Here is a 17,899-nt window from a genome sequence, read left to right as displayed (position 1 = left end):
TGGGAGGAATGTTAGTTGATTAAGAAATACACGTGTCAAAATGGAGTTAGGATTGTATTGGAAAATATTCCAACTGTACGTTCAGCGGCAATTGGAGTATGGATCAAAACAGGTTCAAGAAATGAAACGCCAGAATTGAATGGGGTTTCACATTTTCTGGAGCATATGTTCTTTAAAGGGACAACTAAGAGAAATGCGCGTGAAATTGCCGAATCGTTCGACAGTATCGGTGGACAGGTGAATGCATTCACTTCAAAAGAATATACATGCTATTATGCTAAAGTAATGGATAACCATGCAAGCTATGCGCTTGAAATCCTGGCTGATATGTTCTTCAACTCAACATTTGATGGGGAAGAATTGAAAAAAGAAAAAAATGTCGTCTATGAAGAAATAAAAATGTACGAAGACACACCAGATGATATTGTCCATGACCTCTTAAGCAAGGCTGTATATGAAAATCACCCCCTTGGTTATCCAATACTAGGGACGGAAAATACGCTTGAAACCTTCAATAGTGATACATTAAAAAAATACGTCCATGACATGTATACACCCGATAAGGTAGTCGTGTCCATTGCTGGGAATGTGGATGAAAAATTGATCAAGGAAGTCGAAAGCTACTTTGGCTCTTATCAAGGAGGGGATGACCGTCTTGAATTGGTCAAACCTTCCTTCCACGAAAATAGGATCACCCGTAAAAAAGATACGGAACAAGCCCACTTATGCCTTGGTTACAACGGATTGGAAATCGGCAATGATAAAACATACAGCCTGATTACCTTGAATAATATCCTTGGGGGAAGCATGAGCAGCCGTCTATTCCAGGACGTCAGGGAGCAGCGCGGCCTTGCCTATTCCGTTTACTCTTATCATTCCAGCTATCAAGATAGCGGTATGGTGACAGTATATGGGGGGACAGGCACAAATCAGCTTGACAGCCTGTATGAAACCATTCAGGAAACATTGGATACTTTAAAAAGGGATGGCATTACGGAAAAGGAATTACGGAATAGCAAAGAGCAACTTAAAGGAAGCTTGATGCTCAGCCTTGAAAGCACGAATAGCCGCATGAGCCGGAACGGAAAAAATGAGCTTATGTTGGGTGAGCACCGTTCCCTTGATGATATCATCATCAAGATTGACGAAGTGACTGAGGATACCGTCAATGAATTGGCAAATCAAATCTTTACGGAACATTCCTTGTCATTAGTGAGCCCGCTGGAAAATTGGGACAAATAATATCGAACAAGTCTGAACCTTCTTTAATGGGAGGTCAGGCTTTTTTTCTTTGAATGCGGGAGTGTCCAGTGTTATGGACAATATTTGGTTAAATGCCTTCTAAGTTTACCTTTTTCGGATATAGATTGAATAGAAGACGAAAAAGGGGGAACCAAAATTGAGGTTAAGCGAACTGAGCGGTAAGGAAATAGTCGATGTGAATAGGGCGGAAAGATTAGGAATCCTTGGTCAGACGGATTTGGAAATAGATGAAACTGGACAAATTACCTCGTTGATCATTCCATCTGTCAAATGGTTCGGCCTTTTAAGGAATGGCAGTGAAATAAGAGTGCCATGGGAACATATAAAAAAAATCGGTGCGGATATGGTCATCATTGATTTTCAGGAAGGACTTTCGCTTAAAGACGGAGAGCATATGGACGGATAATGACGCTCGCTTCATACTCCTTGGAACTTTTCGAAATGCACTCTCGAAAACGCCTTAGCTGGCAATAGCTATGGCGTTTTTTCTTTTCTTATCACCGTTTTTTAAGTAAAAACATAAGATGGCAGGGTAACTAGAGAATGTAGCAAAAACCGAATTGCTTCCTGAAGGAATTGTATCATGGGGCAAGGAATGTTTAGGATCTTTTATATAAAGAAGGTGACGGTTTTAATGCTTACAGGCATGCAAATCGCTGTAATTGGTGGAGATGCGCGTCAGCTTGAAGTTGTCCGTAAACTGACAGAGCTTGATGCAAAGCTATTATTGGTAGGTTTTGAACAGCTCGACCATGCTTTTACCGGAGCTGTTAAGGAAAAAATGGAAGATATAAACTTCAAGGAATTGGATTCAGTTATTTTACCTGTCCGGGGTACGGATTCAGATGGGAAAGTAGAAACGATCTTTTCCAGTGAAGAGGTTGTTTTGACTGAAGAAATGATAAAAAATACCCCGGAACATTGCACTTTTTATGCAGGAATCAGTAACGATTACCTCGATGAGATATTCAAGAAGGTGGATCGCAAACTTGTTCTATTGTTCGAACGTGATGATGTCGCTATTTATAATTCGATTCCCACTGTTGAGGGTGCGATCATGATGGCCATTCAACATACGGATTTTACTATCCATGGATCAAATGTAGCCGTTCTAGGACTGGGAAGGGTCGGTATGAGTGTAGCCCGGTCATTCCAGGCACTTGGAGCAAAAGTAAAGGTGGGGGCAAGAAAAAGCGAAGATATAGCAAGGATCAGTGAAATGGCATTAGCCCCTTTTCATTTAAATGATCTTGCTGCAGAAATGAAAAATGTTGATATATGTATCAATACGATCCCTTTTCCTATAATTACCGCAAAAGTCATCGCTAATATGCCCGTTCATACATTAATCATCGACCTTGCTTCAAAACCGGGGGGGACGGATTTTCGTTACGCTGAAAAAAGGGGAATTAAGGCGCTGTTGGCACCGAGCCTGCCGGGGATAGTCGCTCCGAAAACAGCTGGTCAGATATTAGCGAATGCACTGGGACTATTGATTCAAGGCGAGTTCTTGAAAAGGAAGGGGAAAATGATATGAGTCTCAAAGGTAAACGGATTGGTTTCGGATTAACAGGATCACATTGCACATATGATGAAGTGTTTCCGGAAATAGAAAAACTTGTAAATGAAGGGGCGGAAGTCATCCCAATCGTAACATCGACTGTTCAAAACACGGAAACCCGTTTTGGAAAGGGCGAAGACTGGGTCGAAAGAATAGAAAAATTGACGGGGAATCACGTCGTTGATACAATCGTCAAAGCGGAGCCTTTAGGACCTAAATTGCCACTCGATTGTATGGTGATCGCTCCTTTAACGGGTAACTCAATGAGTAAAATGGCAAATGCACTTACCGATTCGCCTGTACTTATGGCTGCAAAAGCGACGATGAGGAATCACCGTCCAGTCGTGGTCGCGATATCAACAAATGATGCACTTGGGTTAAATGGTGTCAATCTAATGAGGCTGATGGCAGCAAAAGATATTTATTTTGTTCCATATGGCCAGGATAATCCCACTGGCAAACCAAGTTCCATGGTTGCAAGGATGAGCATGATAAGGGATACGATCATATCGGCACTGGAGAGGGAACAGATTCAACCTGTCATCGTCGAAAGGTTCAAGGATGATTTAGCCTGAACAAGTTTTTGCCACGGATCTGCTTTCAACGACTGACATATATGCATAAATTTGTGGGTTGAAGTTATAAAAAACCACTCCACTACCAGAATATTTTGTTAAAGTCCGACCCTTTGGAATGTTAATGTGATAAAATAAATGATATTCTGAACAAGAAGTAATGAATCCAACAAATAACTAATTTAAGAGATAGAAAAGGAGTATGTATAAATGACTGAGACACAGGGATTGCGTATTGCAGTTGTGGGAGCAACTGGAGCAGTAGGACAACAAATGATTTCAACACTCGAACAAAGGGACTTACCGATTAAGAAAATCATCTTTTTATCATCGGCTCGTTCCGCAGGCATCAAACTTACGTTTAAGGGCGAAGAAATCGAAGTGCAGGAAGCAAAACCTGAAAGCTTTGAAGGCATCGATATCGCTTTATTCAGTGCTGGAGGAAGCGTGTCTAAGGAATTGGCTCCAGAAGCAGTGAAACGCGGTGCGATAGTGGTGGATAATACGAGCGCTTTCCGCATGGATGAAAATGTGCCGCTAGTCGTTCCTGAAGTAAATGAAGAAGACTTGAAGCAGCATAATGGGATCATTGCAAACCCGAATTGTTCAACTATCCAAATGGTTGTGGCATTAGAGCCTATCCGCCAGACATATGGCTTATCAAAAATTGTCGTTTCTACCTACCAGGCTGTTTCTGGTGCAGGTGCAGCAGCGATAAATGAATTAAAGGAACAGGCTCGCGACTTGCTTGATGAAAAAGAGATCGATCCGAAAATATTACCGGTAAAAGGGGACCAAAAGCATTATCAAATCGCATTTAACGTCATTCCCCAAATCGATAAATTCCAAGATAATGGGTACACATTCGAAGAGATGAAAATGATTAATGAAACAAAGAAAATCATGCATATGCAAGACCTGCCAGTGGCTGCAACTTGCGTGAGGCTTCCTGTTGTAACAGGTCATTCGGAATCTGTATACATTGAAGTTGAAAAAGAAGGCATAGCGGCTTCTCAAATCAAGGATTTAATGAGAACGGCACCTGGAATAGTGTTGGAAGACGAACCGGAACAACAAGTTTACCCAACACCTGCTTCATCCGTCGGCAAGAATGATGTATTCGTCGGTCGAATTCGCAAAGATTTGGATGAAGATAAAGGCTTCCATTTATGGGTGGTTTCCGATAATCTATTAAAAGGTGCAGCTTGGAATTCCGTTCAAATTGCTGAAAGCCTTTTGAAATTAGGTTTGGTTACCGTTAAGTAATAATTTATTCTTAATGAACTCGACAGAAAAATAAATTCCAATAGGATAGAGAGTTTTTGTCAGCTTCCCGGATCGGGGAGCTGGCTTATATTTGGGGTGCATATTATGAAAATTATCGTCCAGAAATACGGTGGGACATCCGTTCGTGATGAGGAAAGCCGTTCATTTGCCAAGGGGCATATCGAAAAAGCGATTAAAGAAGGATATAAAGTAGTGGTTGTGGTATCAGCAATGGGAAGAAAAGGGGATCCTTATGCAACGGATACCTTACTTTCCCTTGTAAATGGAGCCAAAGCCAGCCTTTCAAAGCGAGAACAGGATTTACTTATGTCTGTCGGAGAAACGATATCATCTGTAGTATTTACTAACATGCTCTTGGAACATGGTATTGATGCGGTTGCTTATACTGGAGCTCAAGCAGGATTCATGACGAATACCGACTATTCCAGTGCGAAAATAATCGAAATGAAATGCGATCGCCTCATGAAAGAACTTGAGGTGAAGGATGTTGTCGTTGTAGCAGGTTTCCAGGGAGCTGCTAAAAATGGTGACATCACGACCATCGGCCGTGGTGGAAGTGATACTTCAGCAGCTGCATTAGGTGCCGCTTTGCAAGCTGAACGGGTCGATATTTTTACGGATGTGGAAGGAATCATGACAGCAGATCCGCGGATTGCCGATCAAGCTCGTCCATTATCAATCGTTTCATATACGGAAGTTTGCAACATGGCATATCAAGGGGCGAAGGTCATTCATCCGAGAGCTGTTGAAATTGCGATGCAGGCGAAAGTCCCGATTCGGATAAGGTCAACATACAGCGAAGGTTTGGGAACCCTTGTTACAGGCATGAACAAGGGAAGCCAGGGCAGTGACATACGTGAAAGGCTTGTGACCGGGATTGCCCATGTACCAAAGATCACTCAAATCAAGGTCCGTGCGAAAAAAGATCAATATAATCTACAGGCTGAAGTTTTCAAAGCGATGGCAAATGCCTCCATTTCAGTTGACTTTATAAATATATATCCAAGTGGTGTAGTTTATACCGTATCGGAAGAGATGACAGAACTTGCCCTCTCGATTTTGGCCGAGCTTGGTCATGAACCGGTCATTGAAAGGAATTGTGCCAAGGTATCGGTAGTCGGTGCAGGCATCAATGGAGTACCTGGCGTGGCAGCGAAGATTGTCACAGCGCTTTCCGAAAAGGAAATTGCCATTCTCCAGTCAGCGGACAGCCATACGACAATTTGGGTACTCGTAAAAGAAGAAGATTTAATAGAAGCCGTTAATTCCCTGCACTATGCATTTCAATTGCATGAAGGGGAAGTCCAATAATCAGGTTTTTTAAGTAATGTTTTAAAAATTAAAGAGGTGTTAGATGATGATATTTGGTAGAGTATCAACCGCGATGGTCACCCCTTTCGATAGCAAGGGAAATATTGATTTTCAAAAGACGACTTCATTGGTTAATTACTTATTAACGAATGGAACCGATTCGCTTGTGCTGTCGGGAACGACAGGGGAATCTCCAACTTTATCTTCGGAGGAGAAAATCGCGTTATTGCGTCATGTTTCTAAGGTTGTTGAAAAACGTGTGCCCATCATCATGGGTACAGGAAGCAACAATACGTATGCTTCCATCGAGTTGACAAAAAAGGCGGAACAAAATGGCGCCGATGCGATAATGCTGGTTGCCCCATATTATAGTAAAACGAATCAAGAAGGGCTGTACCAGCATTTTAAGGCTATTGCAGCCAGTACGAAGCTCCCTGTTATGGTATATAATATCCCTGGGAGGGCTTCAGTTAACATTGAACCGGAAACGATCATCCGCCTTTCGAAAATTCCTAATATCGTAGCCGTTAAGGAAGCGAGCGGGGATTTAAACGCTATGACCCAAATCATAGCCGGCACGGATGAAGATTTTGCATTATATAGCGGGGACGATGCTTTAACACTACCGGTGTTGGCGATTGGTGGTGTGGGTGTAGTATCGGTTGCTTCACATATTGCTGGCAAGGAGCTGCAGAAAATAGTGGAGGCCTTCATCAGTGGGAACTTGAAAGAGGCAGCCCGTCTGCATCAGGAACTGTTACCGCTTATAAAAGGTTTGTTTGCAGCGCCAAGCCCTGCACCTGTCAAAACAGCTCTTCAGTTATATGGAATTGACGTTGGATCGGTGAGACTCCCAATCGTGCCATTGACGGAGCAGGAACGCCTGGCATTAACCAAGGTATTAAAAAAATAAAAAGACACGGAACAAGCTGATCGTTGAAGATTGGCTTGTTTTTACATAATGATGTATATGAACGGGATATACTTTCCGATTTCGGGATGATAGTATTGGAATTTTTTATGATCAATTGAAACATCTCTTACATAATAGGTTGTTTTTTTGAATTATATGAAAAAGTACCTCTGAAAATGGTAAGTGTTGTCATGTTTTTTGAACATCGGTTATAATGAAATCATCGGGAAATTATGAACGGGATTTTTTAAGGAGGATATTCGATTGGGTAAAGATAAAAATAATGGAATAAAAGTGATTTCTCTTGGAGGACAAGGGGAGCTTGGTAAAAATATGTACGTCGTTGAGGTGAACGAGGACATCTATCTTCTTGATGCAGGATTAATGCTGCCGGAAGACGAAATGCTCGGAATCGATGCGGTCATCCCAGATATTTCTTATTTGATGGATAATAAGGAACGGGTGCAGGGGATATTCATTACCCATGGTCATGAAGACCATATGGGAGCGCTTGCTTATGTCTTGAAATATTTACCGGCTCCTGTTTATGGAACTAAGCTTACACTTGCTTTAATCAAAACGAAATTAAAGGAAGATGGCTTTAACGGCAGGGCAACTTTCACTGAAATCGATTCGGATTCCCTTTTAAGTTTCCCTCAAGCAGCCGTGTCCTTTTTCCGGACTAACCATAGCATTCCCGATTCTGTCGGAGTCGTGATCCACACTCGTGAAGGTGCAATCGTTTATACAGGGGATTTCAAATTCGACCAGGCAGCAACGGATCTATATAAACCGGAAATCGGTAAGATGGCCAGTATCGGTGAAGAAGGTGTCCTATGCCTGCTTTCGGATAGCACCGGTGCCGAGAGGCCAGGTTATACGACTTCAGAAGCAGTTGTGGCCAAAGATATTACAGAGGCTTTCCATGCTGCCTCCGGAAGGATCATCGTTGCGTGCTTCGCTTCGAACATCAACCGGATTCAACATGTTTTCAATGCAGCGGCAGCAAGTCGCAGAAAAGTGGCAGTTGTAGGAAAAAGCCTTCAACGCGTTTATGAAACAGCCTTGAATCTTGGCTACTTAAAGGTCGATGAAGAGCTGATAATCCCGATTAATGAAATTGGCCAGTATGACGACCGTGAAATCGTCGTGTTATCGACAGGTCATCAGGGCGAACCCATTGCAGCACTTCAAAAAATGGCAAAGCAGACCCACAAGCAGGTAACGATCAAAAAGGGAGACACCGTTTTGATCAGTGCATCACCCCTGCAGGGCGGTGAACTTATTTTATCCAAAACCGTCGATTTACTATACAGGGTAGGTGCTGAAGTGGTATCTGCCAATAAATATAAAGTGCATGTAACAGGGCATGGCAGCCAGGAAGAGCTAAAAATGATGATCAATTTGATGAATCCTAAATTCTTAATCCCTGTACATGGGGAATATCGCCATTTATATGCCCATCAAAAAGTTGGGGTTGCTGCGGGAATTAAGCGTGAAAACATCATAATTGCCGAAAAAGGGGATGTCATCGAACTTAAGGGCAATAAAATGGGGCTTTCCGGCAAAGTCTCTGCAGGAAATATCTTGATAGATGGCAGCGGTGTTGGAGATGTGGGTAATATCGTTCTTCGTGATCGGCGCTTGTTATCACAAGATGGCATTTTGATTGTAGTTGTCACGTTGAACCGTCAGGATAAAAGCATTGCAGCAGGCCCTGAAATCATTTCAAGGGGCTTCGTATATGTTCGCGAATCAGAAAAAATGATTGCGGAAGCAACTGAAATAGTAAGTGAAATCGTAAAGAAAAATGGGTCGCGCCAGCCTTTTGATTGGTCCACGCTGAAGCAGGAAATGCGTGATGCGTTAAACCAATTCTTCTATGAAAAAACGAAACGCCGCCCAATGATTTTACCGATCATAATGGAATATTAAGTATGGAACCCCTGATTTGAACAGTCAGGGGTTCTTTTTTCTGACTCTTATATCTTGAAGAATGAAGTCCGAGGCTCGAGACATAATAAAGCTATAGGCTAAAAGAGAAAGGGGTTGGCATAGTGGATAATGCACCATTACCAAATGAAAATGAAGGCAAGCAGGAAGGTAAGAATTCAACTTTAATCGAAAAGATCCAGCAGCTGGGGGCTACTAATGTTCCGCAACTATCTCAAGACTCAAAAATCCATTGTTTGACGATCATTGGACAAATTGAAGGACATATGCAGCTGCCGCCTCAAAATAAAACGACCAAATATGAACATGTTATTCCGCAAATTGTGGCAATTGAACAAAATCCCAATATAGAGGGGCTGCTTGTCATATTAAATACAGTCGGAGGAGATGTCGAAGCGGGACTGGCAATCGCAGAAATGCTGGCTTCCCTATCAAAGCCATCCGTCTCGATTGTACTTGGGGGAGGGCACTCGATCGGTGTGCCGATTGCGGTTTCGTGTGACCATAGCTATATAGCAGAAACAGCAACGATGACGATTCATCCAATTCGTTTGACGGGGCTAGTCATTGGCGTGCCTCAAACCTTTGAATACTTGGATAAAATGCAGGAAAGAGTGATTAAATTTGTTACGCGCCACTCCAACGTTACGGAAGAAAGTTTTAAGGATTTAATGTTTGCCAAAGGAAACTTGACACGTGATATCGGTACGAATGTTATCGGGGCCGAGGCAGTTGAAATCGGTATGATCGATGATGTAGGAGGAGTGGGCCAGGCCATGAGAAAACTAAATAGCTTCATGGAAGAAAGAAGGCCAAAAATTGCCGGGGAAGAGGAGGGGCTTCTGCAATGACGCTTTATACGATCGTTCCTGAAGAAATAATTTTCCCTCATCACCATGAGAAGACGGCAAATTTAATAGAAATGATCTACAATGGTGTACATGTGATGGTTGAACATGACGGTGGCCGTACGTTTCGCATTGATCGAATCGTCAGCACCGATCCTGAAGATTATATGAATGTACACATTCAGCCGGGAGCTGTCATAAATGTGTTCGAACATATGAACCATTAGTAAATACGACTAACTGAGGTAAATTATGATATACTGGAATGAAAATCAGCAGCCGCTTGGCTGCTTTATTCATTATATGGGAAAAATGTCCGCCTAAAGAATGAATGGTATATATATCAAGGACAGGGTCATATTTATTTGGTATAATCAGTAGCGAACGTTTGTTTCGTGAAGGGAAATCAAGTAGTGATGTTGAATAGGAAAGTTAGAATAGTTTCATGAAGAATCAGGTGATATTATGGCAAAGAAGAAACGCAGAAAAAAGAATAGTACAGAAAAGTTAAAACTAACGCTTAAATATGAATTGATTGGCCTTACCATAATAGGTTTGGCCATCATTGCCATTGCCAAGCTTGGAGCAGTGGGAAACGGGACGGTCTTTTTAATCCGCTTCTTCATGGGGGAATGGTATATCCTCTTTTTGTTGGGAGCAATTGCAGCTGGTTTCTATTTGATGATAAAGAGAGAGGTCCCGTACCTGTTGAAACGGCAATTGGTCGGGATGTACTTCCTTGTTGCGAGCATGCTCCTGCTAAGTCATGTTACTCTGTTTAACATGCTTGCAGATGGGGGACCATTTACGAAGCCCAGCGTCATTTCGAATACATGGGAACTATTCTGGATGGAAGTGACCGGCAAGGCCAGCTCAAAGGACCTTGGGGGCGGTATGATTGGAGCGATATTATTTGCCGCTTCATACTTTTTATTCGACGAAGCTGGATCGAAAATCGTTTCATTCCTCTTTATCATTGTAGGTGCCGTCCTATTGACCGGGAAAACGTTAGGTGAAACCCTCGGGAAGTTTTTCAGGGGTCTTGGAGGCTTTTTCATAAAGCAATGGTCCGCATTCAGAGATGATGTGAAAACGTGGAATGAAGACAAAAAAGAAAAGAAAAAGAATCCCGTGAAAAAGAAGAAACGGCAAAACGAACCGGTGGAAGATACGGATCAGGCCCCTCTAGAAGAGGAAACACAGGAAATGGCGACGGAACGGATCATTTCCAGCTTTGCTGATAAAGCCTATAATGACGAAAACGAAATAATTCCCGCTGTTCCGGAAACTGCAGCTGAAAATGCAGGGGACCAGGATGATGCCGTTCCGCCTATGAATTTTACGGAGGTGGAGAATAAAGAATATCTTTTGCCGCCTCTTTCTTTGTTATTGCAGCCTAAAAAAACCGACCAAAGCGGAGAGTACCAATTGATTCATGAAAATGCGGCAAAACTTGAGCGCACCTTTCATAGCTTTGGAGTGAAAGCGAGGGTCACTCAAGTTCATTTAGGTCCTGCCGTAACCAAATACGAAGTACATCCGGATGTAGGGGTGAAGGTAAGTAAAATTGTCAGCCTATCCGATGACTTGGCCCTTGCACTTGCCGCAAAGGATATTAGGATCGAAGCGCCAATTCCCGGAAAATCGGCAATCGGAATAGAAGTGCCTAACTCCGAAGTGGCGATGGTGTCATTAAGGGAAGTTTTGGAGGCCAAAGAAGTTGACAAGCCTGACGCAAAACTGCAAATAGGCTTAGGGCGGAATATTTCCGGTGAAGCGGTTAAGGCGGAGCTCAATAAAATGCCGCATTTACTAGTGGCTGGTGCTACGGGCAGCGGGAAATCCGTTTGTATCAATGGGATTATTACGAGTATTCTGATGCGGGCAAAACCGCATGAAGTGAAAATGATGATGATCGATCCAAAAATGGTCGAGTTGAATGTCTATAATGGAATTCCCCACTTACTCGCACCTGTAGTGACCAATCCGAAGAAAGCTGCACAGGCTCTGCAAAAAGTGGTCAGTGAAATGGAAAGGCGCTATGAGCTATTTTCTCATTCCGGTACGCGAAATATTGAAGGCTACAATGATTACATTAACCGGTATAACATTGAAGAAGACGCCAAACAACCGCTCTTGCCTTATATCGTGGTCATTGTCGATGAGCTGGCAGATTTGATGATGGTCGCTTCTAACGATGTAGAGGATGCCATCACAAGGCTTGCACAAATGGCACGTGCAGCTGGCATCCACTTGATAATTGCCACTCAGCGGCCATCCGTAGATGTAATTACAGGGGTCATTAAAGCGAACATCCCATCTAGGATTGCCTTTAGTGTCTCATCAATGACCGATTCGAGAACGATCCTCGACATGGGCGGGGCCGAAAAACTGTTAGGCCGGGGTGACATGCTCTTCCTGCCTTCAGGAGCTTCAAAACCGGTCCGCGTCCAAGGGGCCTTTTTATCCGACAATGAAGTCGAGGAAGTTGTCACATATGTCATCTCACAGCAAAAAGCACAATACAACGAAGAAATGATACCCGATGAAATTGCAGAAACCTCAAATGGTGAAGTCGAAGATGATTTATATGGGGATGCGGTATCCTTGATCGTAGAAATGCAGACTGCATCCGTTTCCATGCTGCAGCGCCGTTTCCGGATTGGCTATACCCGGGCAGCCAGATTGATTGATGAAATGGAGGCTAGGGGAATTGTCGGTCCATATGAAGGCAGTAAACCACGAACTGTATTGGTTACAAAAGATGAACAAGATGAAGCGCATTCATCATAGGTAAAGAAAAAACCGGGCAGCTGCCCGGTTTTTTAAATATTCATCGCCTCGTCTAAATGTTGAAGGCAGAAGTCGGTAATCATCGCTTCTTCATCTTCTTCTAAATCGAATTCGAGTGCGCCTTCGTTCCCTTTTTCAAAAATATCATATTTAATCAATTTGCCTTTTTGTTCTTCTACAGCAAAAAGCACCCGGATATATAAACCATTTTCTGAAAAGAGCTCATCCTCTTCAGGCACTTCAATATCCAAGAACAACTCGTAACGTTCCCCGGACAAAATACCAAATGGATCATTCAATTTTTCGATTGTGTATTCTGTAATCTTTAACATCTTGTGTACATCCCTTCAAAGAAGATAAATCCTATTATACAGGAAAAAAGATCTTGAACATAGCTGCATGCATCTTGCATTTTTTTATAAATTTATCTGATTTAGGAGAATAATCGTACAAATTACGCGGCCACATCTAGATTGAAAGACACAGGGAAGGGTAATTTCTCCTAAATTCTTTTAAAGTAAATAGTAAAACACTATTTATTTATATTAAAAAAAATGTTATATTATTTTCGATTAGTAGGAATGATTCAACATCAGAGGTCTGATGTCTTTAGAAATTAGCTGGGGGAAACTGTATGTCAATAAAATCAGATAGTCGACATTTATATTTGCAGGTCATTGATTACCTGAAGCAGGATATTGAAGCTGGAGTCTATCAGGAAAATGAAAAATTCCCTTCAGAATTCGATCTTGCGAAAAAATTGGGAGTTAGTAGGGCGACACTTCGAGAAGCGCTGCGAATTTTGGAAGAAGAAAACATTATCATTCGCCGCCATGGAGTTGGGACTTTCGTCAATCCGAAACCTCGGTTCACTTCAGGTATCGAGCAATTAAAAAGTGTCACGAACATGATTGAAGAGGCAGGGATGAAGCCGGGTACGATTTTCTTAAGCTCGACGGCCCAAGAACCTACAGAAGAGGATATACGCAGGTTTTCTTGTTCAACAGACGAACGCATCGTCAGCATCGAACGAGTAAGGACAGCGAATGGGGAGCCAGTCGTCTACTGTATTGACAAAATTCCTGAATCTATTCTTTCAGAAAATTTTGACCGTAATGATGAGTCTCTTTTTGATATTTTGGAAAGAGATGCGCATCGGAAAATTACGCATGCCGTAGCGGAGATTGAGCCCATTGGATATCATGAGAAAGTTTCTCCTATCCTTAAATGCTCGCCAGAAGCCGCGCTACTCGTTTTAAAGCAGATGCATCTGGATGATTGGGACCAGCCTATCCTGTATTCTGTTAACTACTTTAAAGCCAATATGTTCAGCTTTCATGTTCTTCGTAAACGTGTGTAGGCCTTGACTCTGCAAACGGATGAATGCAAGCGATTGTTTCGATTCCAAAAAAGTCGATCAAAACGTATGCAAAAAAAATTAACGAGAAGTGAAAACGCAAACATGAATGACTTTTCAGAACATTCCTGCTCAAAAAACTATGTAAATTAGGGGGATAAAAATTGAAAAAGCGCAAATTAGGACTAGCTCTTTCACTTGTTCTTGCAGCCGGTACGCTACTGGGAGCATGTGGTAATTCAGAGAATGATGATAAAGAATCTTCAAATGGGAAAAACAAAGATAACTTCACTGTTGCGATGGTAACTGATACTGGCGGCGTGGATGACGAGTCGTTCAACCAATCCGCTTGGAAGGGCATTCAGGAATTCGGTAAGGATAATGGTCTGGAAAAAGGTAAAGATGGCTACAACTACCTGCAATCTAAATCTGATGCCGATTACGCTAAGAACCTGAATACGCTTGTACGTGAAGATTACCAACTAATCTATGGTATCGGTTTTCTTTTAGCGGAAGCTGTTGGTGAAGTGGCTGACCAACGTCCGGATTCACACTTTGCCATCGTGGATACAGTTGTAGACAAAAAGAATGTAGCCAGCATTAATTTTAAAGAGCAGCAAGGTTCTTTCCTAGTAGGTGTAATTGCCGGAATGCAAACGAAAACAAACAAAGTCGGTTTTATCGGCGGAGTTGAATCTGAGTTAATCAAGAAATTCGAAGTTGGCTTTAAGGCTGGGGTTTTATCTGTAAATCCGGATGCAAAAGTTGAAGTTAAATATGCCGGGGATTTCAATAAAGCTGACATCGGTAAATCAACTGCAGGCTCCATGTATTCTTCAGGTATCGATATCATTTATCATGCTGCTGGTGGAACTGGAAAAGGTGTATTCACTGAAGCAGTAGAGCAAAAGCAAAAAGATCCTAAGAGAGAAATCTATGTTATCGGTGTAGATAGCGACCAAGCTAAATTGGGAGCAGTTCCTGGAACAGACGACAACATCACTCTGACTTCCATGCTAAAACGAGTTGACGTGGCAGTTAAAGACCTTTCCGAGAAGGCGAAAGAAGGAAACTTCCCAGGCGGAAAAGTAATTGAGTACGGTATCGAAGAAAATGGTGTAGGCATTTCCGAAACAAAAGATAACGTAACAGAAGAATCTTTAAAAGCGGTCGAAGAATGGACAGAAAAAATTAAATCAGGTGAATTCGTCGTTCCGGGTACGGATGAAGAATTCGAAAAACTTGATTTATAAGCTGTAATGCCAGAAAGAATAGGGAGGCAGAATTGCCCTCTATTCTTTCTTTTCCCAATCACGCTTTGAAACTGAAAAAATATCGAATGAAAAACTATGAAAGAATCGTAGTTTTTCATTTGGTTTTTTTTAAAAAATCAATAAGCTAGTAAAAGCAATTAAATGATTTAAGAATATTTACACTCATTTTAGGAGTTGATAATACGTGGAATATGTAATTGAGATGCTTAATATCCGTAAGGAATTCCCCGGCATCGTCGCAAATGATAACGTTACACTTCAGGTTAAAAAAGGGGAGATTCACGCATTATTAGGTGAAAATGGCGCAGGTAAATCCACTTTGATGAATGTTTTATTCGGCTTATACCAGCCTGAGCAGGGAGAAATCCGTGTGAATGGCAAGCCAGTCAAGATTACCAGTCCCAACATTGCCAATGATTTAGGAATTGGGATGGTCCATCAGCATTTTATGCTCGTTGACCCTTTTACAGTAACGGAAAATATCATTTTAGGAAAAGAACCATCCAAAGCGGGTAAGATCGATTTAAAAGAAGCGAGCGAGGAAGTTAGGAAACTATCAGAACAATATCAGCTTCGTGTTGACCCCTATGCAAAAATTGCCGATATTTCAATAGGGATGCAGCAGCGTGTCGAGATTCTTAAGACGCTTTACCGTGGTGCGGAAATATTGATTTTTGATGAACCGACCGCTGTATTGACTCCTCAAGAAATCAAGGAATTGATTTATATTATGAAAGCCCTTATCAAAGAGGGTAAATCTATCATTTTAATCACACACAAACTTAAGGAAATCATGGAGGTTTGTGACCGGGTAACGGTTATCCGCAAAGGGCAAGGAATTGGTACAGTGAACGTCAACGAAACGAATCCTAACGAATTGGCGAGCTTGATGGTCGGTAGGGAAGTTCTATTCAAGACGGAAAAAACGGCCGCTACTCCTTCGGATGTAGTTCTCGAGGTTCAGGAACTGGAAGTAAAGGATTCCCGGGGCGTTTCAGCTGTTCGGAACTTGGATTTAACAGTCCGTGCAGGAGAAATTGTCGGTATTGCCGGTGTAGATGGAAACGGTCAATCCGAACTGATTGAGGCATTGGCTGGCCTAAGGAAGACAACAGCTGGTTCGATCATGCTAAATGGAAAAGAAATCAGGAATCTGAAGCCGCGTAAAATCACTGAAGCAGGTGTCGGCCATATTCCAGAAGACAGGCATAAGCATGGATTGGTTCTCGATTACAGCATTGGGGAAAATATTGTCTTGCAAACCTACTATCAAAGGCCTTTTTCAAAAGCCGGTATCTTGAACTCAAAGAAAATATTTGAAAAAGCCCGTTCATTGATCAAAAGCTATGATGTTCGGACTCCGAGTGAATATACCCCGGCAAGGGCTCTTTCTGGCGGGAATCAACAAAAAGCGATCATCGGCCGGGAAGTTGATAGGAACCCGGATTTATTGATTGCCGCACAGCCAACACGCGGGCTTGATGTAGGAGCGATCGAGTTTATCCATAAACGGCTCATTGAACAGCGTGATGCAGGAAAAGCAGTACTTCTCATTTCATTTGAATTGGAAGAAATCATGAATGTGAGCGATAGGATTGCGGTTATATACGAAGGGGAAATCGTCGCAATTGTCAATCCGAAAGAAACGACTGAACAGGAGCTTGGCCTTCTAATGGCCGGCAGTAAACGGACGGAAGCAGGTGGAAAACAAAATGTCTAAGTATTTATCTAAATTAACGAGTCCGTTAATAGCAGTTATCCTCGGCTTAGTCGTTGGGGCCATAATCATGTTGGTAAGCGGCTATGACCCAGTTGCCGGCTATGGCTCCATGGTAAATGGAATTATCGGGGATTCTTATTATGTAGGGGAATCCGTCAGGACAATCATCCCTTATATCCTTGCCGGTTTGGCAGTGGCTTTTGCTTTTCGCACGGGCCTTTTCAATATCGGTGTAGAAGGGCAATTAATTGTAGGCTGGCTGGCTGCAGTTTGGGTCGGAATCGCTTTTGATCTTCCAAGGATCATCCATTTGCCATTGGCCATATTAGCTGGTGCAGCTGCTGGGGCATTGTGGGCTTTTATCCCTGGTTATTTAAAAGCTAAGTTCCGTGTACATGAAGTAATCGTTTCCATCATGTTGAATTATACAGCTTTATATGTGACGAATTATTTAATTAGGAATGTAATGACTGACAAGCTGGATAAAACAGAAAGAATTGCTGATACAGCATCACTGCGGTCTCCTTTTTTTGAAAGCATTACGGATTTTTCCCGGATGCATTGGGGAATAGTGGTAGCGATTATTTGCGTAATCATCATGTGGTTCCTGCTTGAAAGGACCAAAACCGGCTTTGAACTGAAAGCGGTAGGTTTCAATCAGCACGCGTCCGAGTATGCAGGGATGAGTGTCAATAAGAACATTATACTTTCCATGGTTATTTCAGGTGCTTTTGCAGGACTTGCGGGTGCGATGGAAGGCCTTGGAACTTTCGGTTATGCCGCGGTCAAAGGCGGGTTCACAGGTATGGGCTTTGATGGGATTGCAGTAGCCTTATTAGGGGCGAATACGGCTATTGGTGTTGTGCTTGCAGCCTTATTATTTGGGGGACTGAAAGCCGGGGCCTTAAATATGCCGCTAGAAACCGGAATACCTAGTGAAATTGTGGATATTGTCATAGCATTGATCATTTTCTTCGTAGCATCCAGTTATTTTATTCGTTGGATTGCCGCTCGATTTAAGAAAGGGGTGAAATAAGTGGATTT

The 17,899-nt window shown here is 42.4% G+C and carries 16 protein-coding genes; 15 read left to right on the top strand and 1 reads right to left on the bottom strand.

Annotated features, from left to right (window positions below):
* Positions 1–15 precede the first annotated feature (15 nt).
* The 11 genes from AC3WLU_RS10150 (at position 16) to AC3WLU_RS10100 (ending at position 12,504) form a co-directional block, all read left to right on the top strand.
* The gene (locus AC3WLU_RS10150) at positions 16–1,242 is read left to right on the top strand and encodes a M16 family metallopeptidase (protein ID WP_057278395.1); all 1,227 of its coding nucleotides are present in this window, start codon (positions 16–18) and stop codon (positions 1,240–1,242) included.
* A 157-nt stretch (positions 1,243–1,399) separates the two neighbouring features.
* On the top strand, positions 1,400–1,669 hold the full coding sequence (locus AC3WLU_RS10145; RefSeq protein WP_048684753.1) for a YlmC/YmxH family sporulation protein: 270 nt from the start codon (positions 1,400–1,402) through the stop codon (positions 1,667–1,669).
* Between the two features lie 228 nt (positions 1,670–1,897).
* Positions 1,898–2,800, top strand: a complete 903-nt coding sequence (gene dpaA / locus AC3WLU_RS10140; protein ID WP_048684752.1) for a dipicolinic acid synthetase subunit A — start codon at positions 1,898–1,900, stop codon at positions 2,798–2,800.
* Entirely contained in the window at positions 2,797–3,399 is a 603-nt protein-coding gene (locus tag AC3WLU_RS10135) for a dipicolinate synthase subunit B (protein ID WP_034313581.1), read from the top strand. Before dpaA ends, AC3WLU_RS10135 begins: the two co-directional genes overlap by 4 nt.
* Positions 3,400–3,609: 210 nt before the next feature.
* Positions 3,610–4,665 (top strand): aspartate-semialdehyde dehydrogenase, encoded by a 1,056-nt coding sequence (gene asd, locus AC3WLU_RS10130; protein ID WP_440438629.1) that lies wholly within the window; start codon positions 3,610–3,612, stop codon positions 4,663–4,665.
* 105 nt (positions 4,666–4,770) lie between these two features.
* Positions 4,771–5,997 carry an aspartate kinase gene (dapG, locus tag AC3WLU_RS10125; RefSeq protein WP_057278394.1) on the top strand — a complete coding sequence of 409 codons (1,227 nt, stop codon included), beginning with the start codon at positions 4,771–4,773 and terminating at the stop codon, positions 5,995–5,997.
* Between the two features lie 43 nt (positions 5,998–6,040).
* Entirely contained in the window at positions 6,041–6,910 is an 870-nt protein-coding gene (dapA, locus tag AC3WLU_RS10120) for a 4-hydroxy-tetrahydrodipicolinate synthase (RefSeq protein ID WP_063576877.1), read from the top strand.
* 264 nt (positions 6,911–7,174) lie between these two features.
* Positions 7,175–8,845, top strand: coding sequence for a ribonuclease J (locus AC3WLU_RS10115; protein ID WP_492597219.1), 1,671 nt, complete (start codon positions 7,175–7,177; stop codon positions 8,843–8,845).
* Positions 8,846–8,967: 122 nt separating this feature from the next.
* The gene (locus tag AC3WLU_RS10110) at positions 8,968–9,714 is read left to right on the top strand and encodes a ClpP family protease (protein ID WP_034313566.1); all 747 of its coding nucleotides are present in this window, start codon (positions 8,968–8,970) and stop codon (positions 9,712–9,714) included.
* A complete protein-coding gene (locus tag AC3WLU_RS10105) occupies positions 9,711–9,938 on the top strand; it encodes a YlzJ-like family protein (RefSeq protein ID WP_034313564.1) in 228 nt (75 codons plus the stop codon). The genes AC3WLU_RS10110 and AC3WLU_RS10105 overlap by 4 nt, the downstream gene beginning before the upstream one ends.
* Before the next feature lie 238 nt (positions 9,939–10,176).
* Positions 10,177–12,504 (top strand): DNA translocase FtsK, encoded by a 2,328-nt coding sequence (locus AC3WLU_RS10100; protein WP_492597218.1) that lies wholly within the window; start codon positions 10,177–10,179, stop codon positions 12,502–12,504.
* Between the two features lie 32 nt (positions 12,505–12,536).
* Here the strand turns inward: AC3WLU_RS10100 and AC3WLU_RS10095 are convergent, their stop codons facing one another.
* Positions 12,537–12,836 (bottom strand): DUF6509 family protein, encoded by a 300-nt coding sequence (locus AC3WLU_RS10095; protein ID WP_057278391.1) that lies wholly within the window; start codon positions 12,834–12,836, stop codon positions 12,537–12,539.
* Positions 12,837–13,138: 302 nt separating this feature from the next.
* On the opposite strand from AC3WLU_RS10095, the gene AC3WLU_RS10090 reads away from it, so the two are divergent.
* The 4 genes from AC3WLU_RS10090 (at position 13,139) to AC3WLU_RS10075 (ending at position 17,891) form a co-directional block, all read left to right on the top strand.
* Positions 13,139–13,864, top strand: a complete 726-nt coding sequence (locus tag AC3WLU_RS10090; protein ID WP_034313556.1) for a GntR family transcriptional regulator — start codon at positions 13,139–13,141, stop codon at positions 13,862–13,864.
* A 161-nt stretch (positions 13,865–14,025) separates the two neighbouring features.
* Positions 14,026–15,114, top strand: coding sequence for a BMP family lipoprotein (locus AC3WLU_RS10085; protein WP_048684735.1), 1,089 nt, complete (start codon positions 14,026–14,028; stop codon positions 15,112–15,114).
* A 205-nt stretch (positions 15,115–15,319) separates the two neighbouring features.
* Positions 15,320–16,855 carry an ABC transporter ATP-binding protein gene (locus AC3WLU_RS10080; protein ID WP_268936690.1) on the top strand — a complete coding sequence of 512 codons (1,536 nt, stop codon included), beginning with the start codon at positions 15,320–15,322 and terminating at the stop codon, positions 16,853–16,855.
* Positions 16,848–17,891, top strand: a complete 1,044-nt coding sequence (locus AC3WLU_RS10075) for an ABC transporter permease (RefSeq protein WP_034313547.1) — start codon at positions 16,848–16,850, stop codon at positions 17,889–17,891. Before AC3WLU_RS10080 ends, AC3WLU_RS10075 begins: the two co-directional genes overlap by 8 nt.
* Positions 17,892–17,899 lie beyond the last annotated feature (8 nt).

The sequence above is a fragment of the Peribacillus sp. FW305-BF15 genome (assembly GCF_058783805.1).
This window is presented reverse-complemented; position numbering and strand designations above follow the sequence as displayed.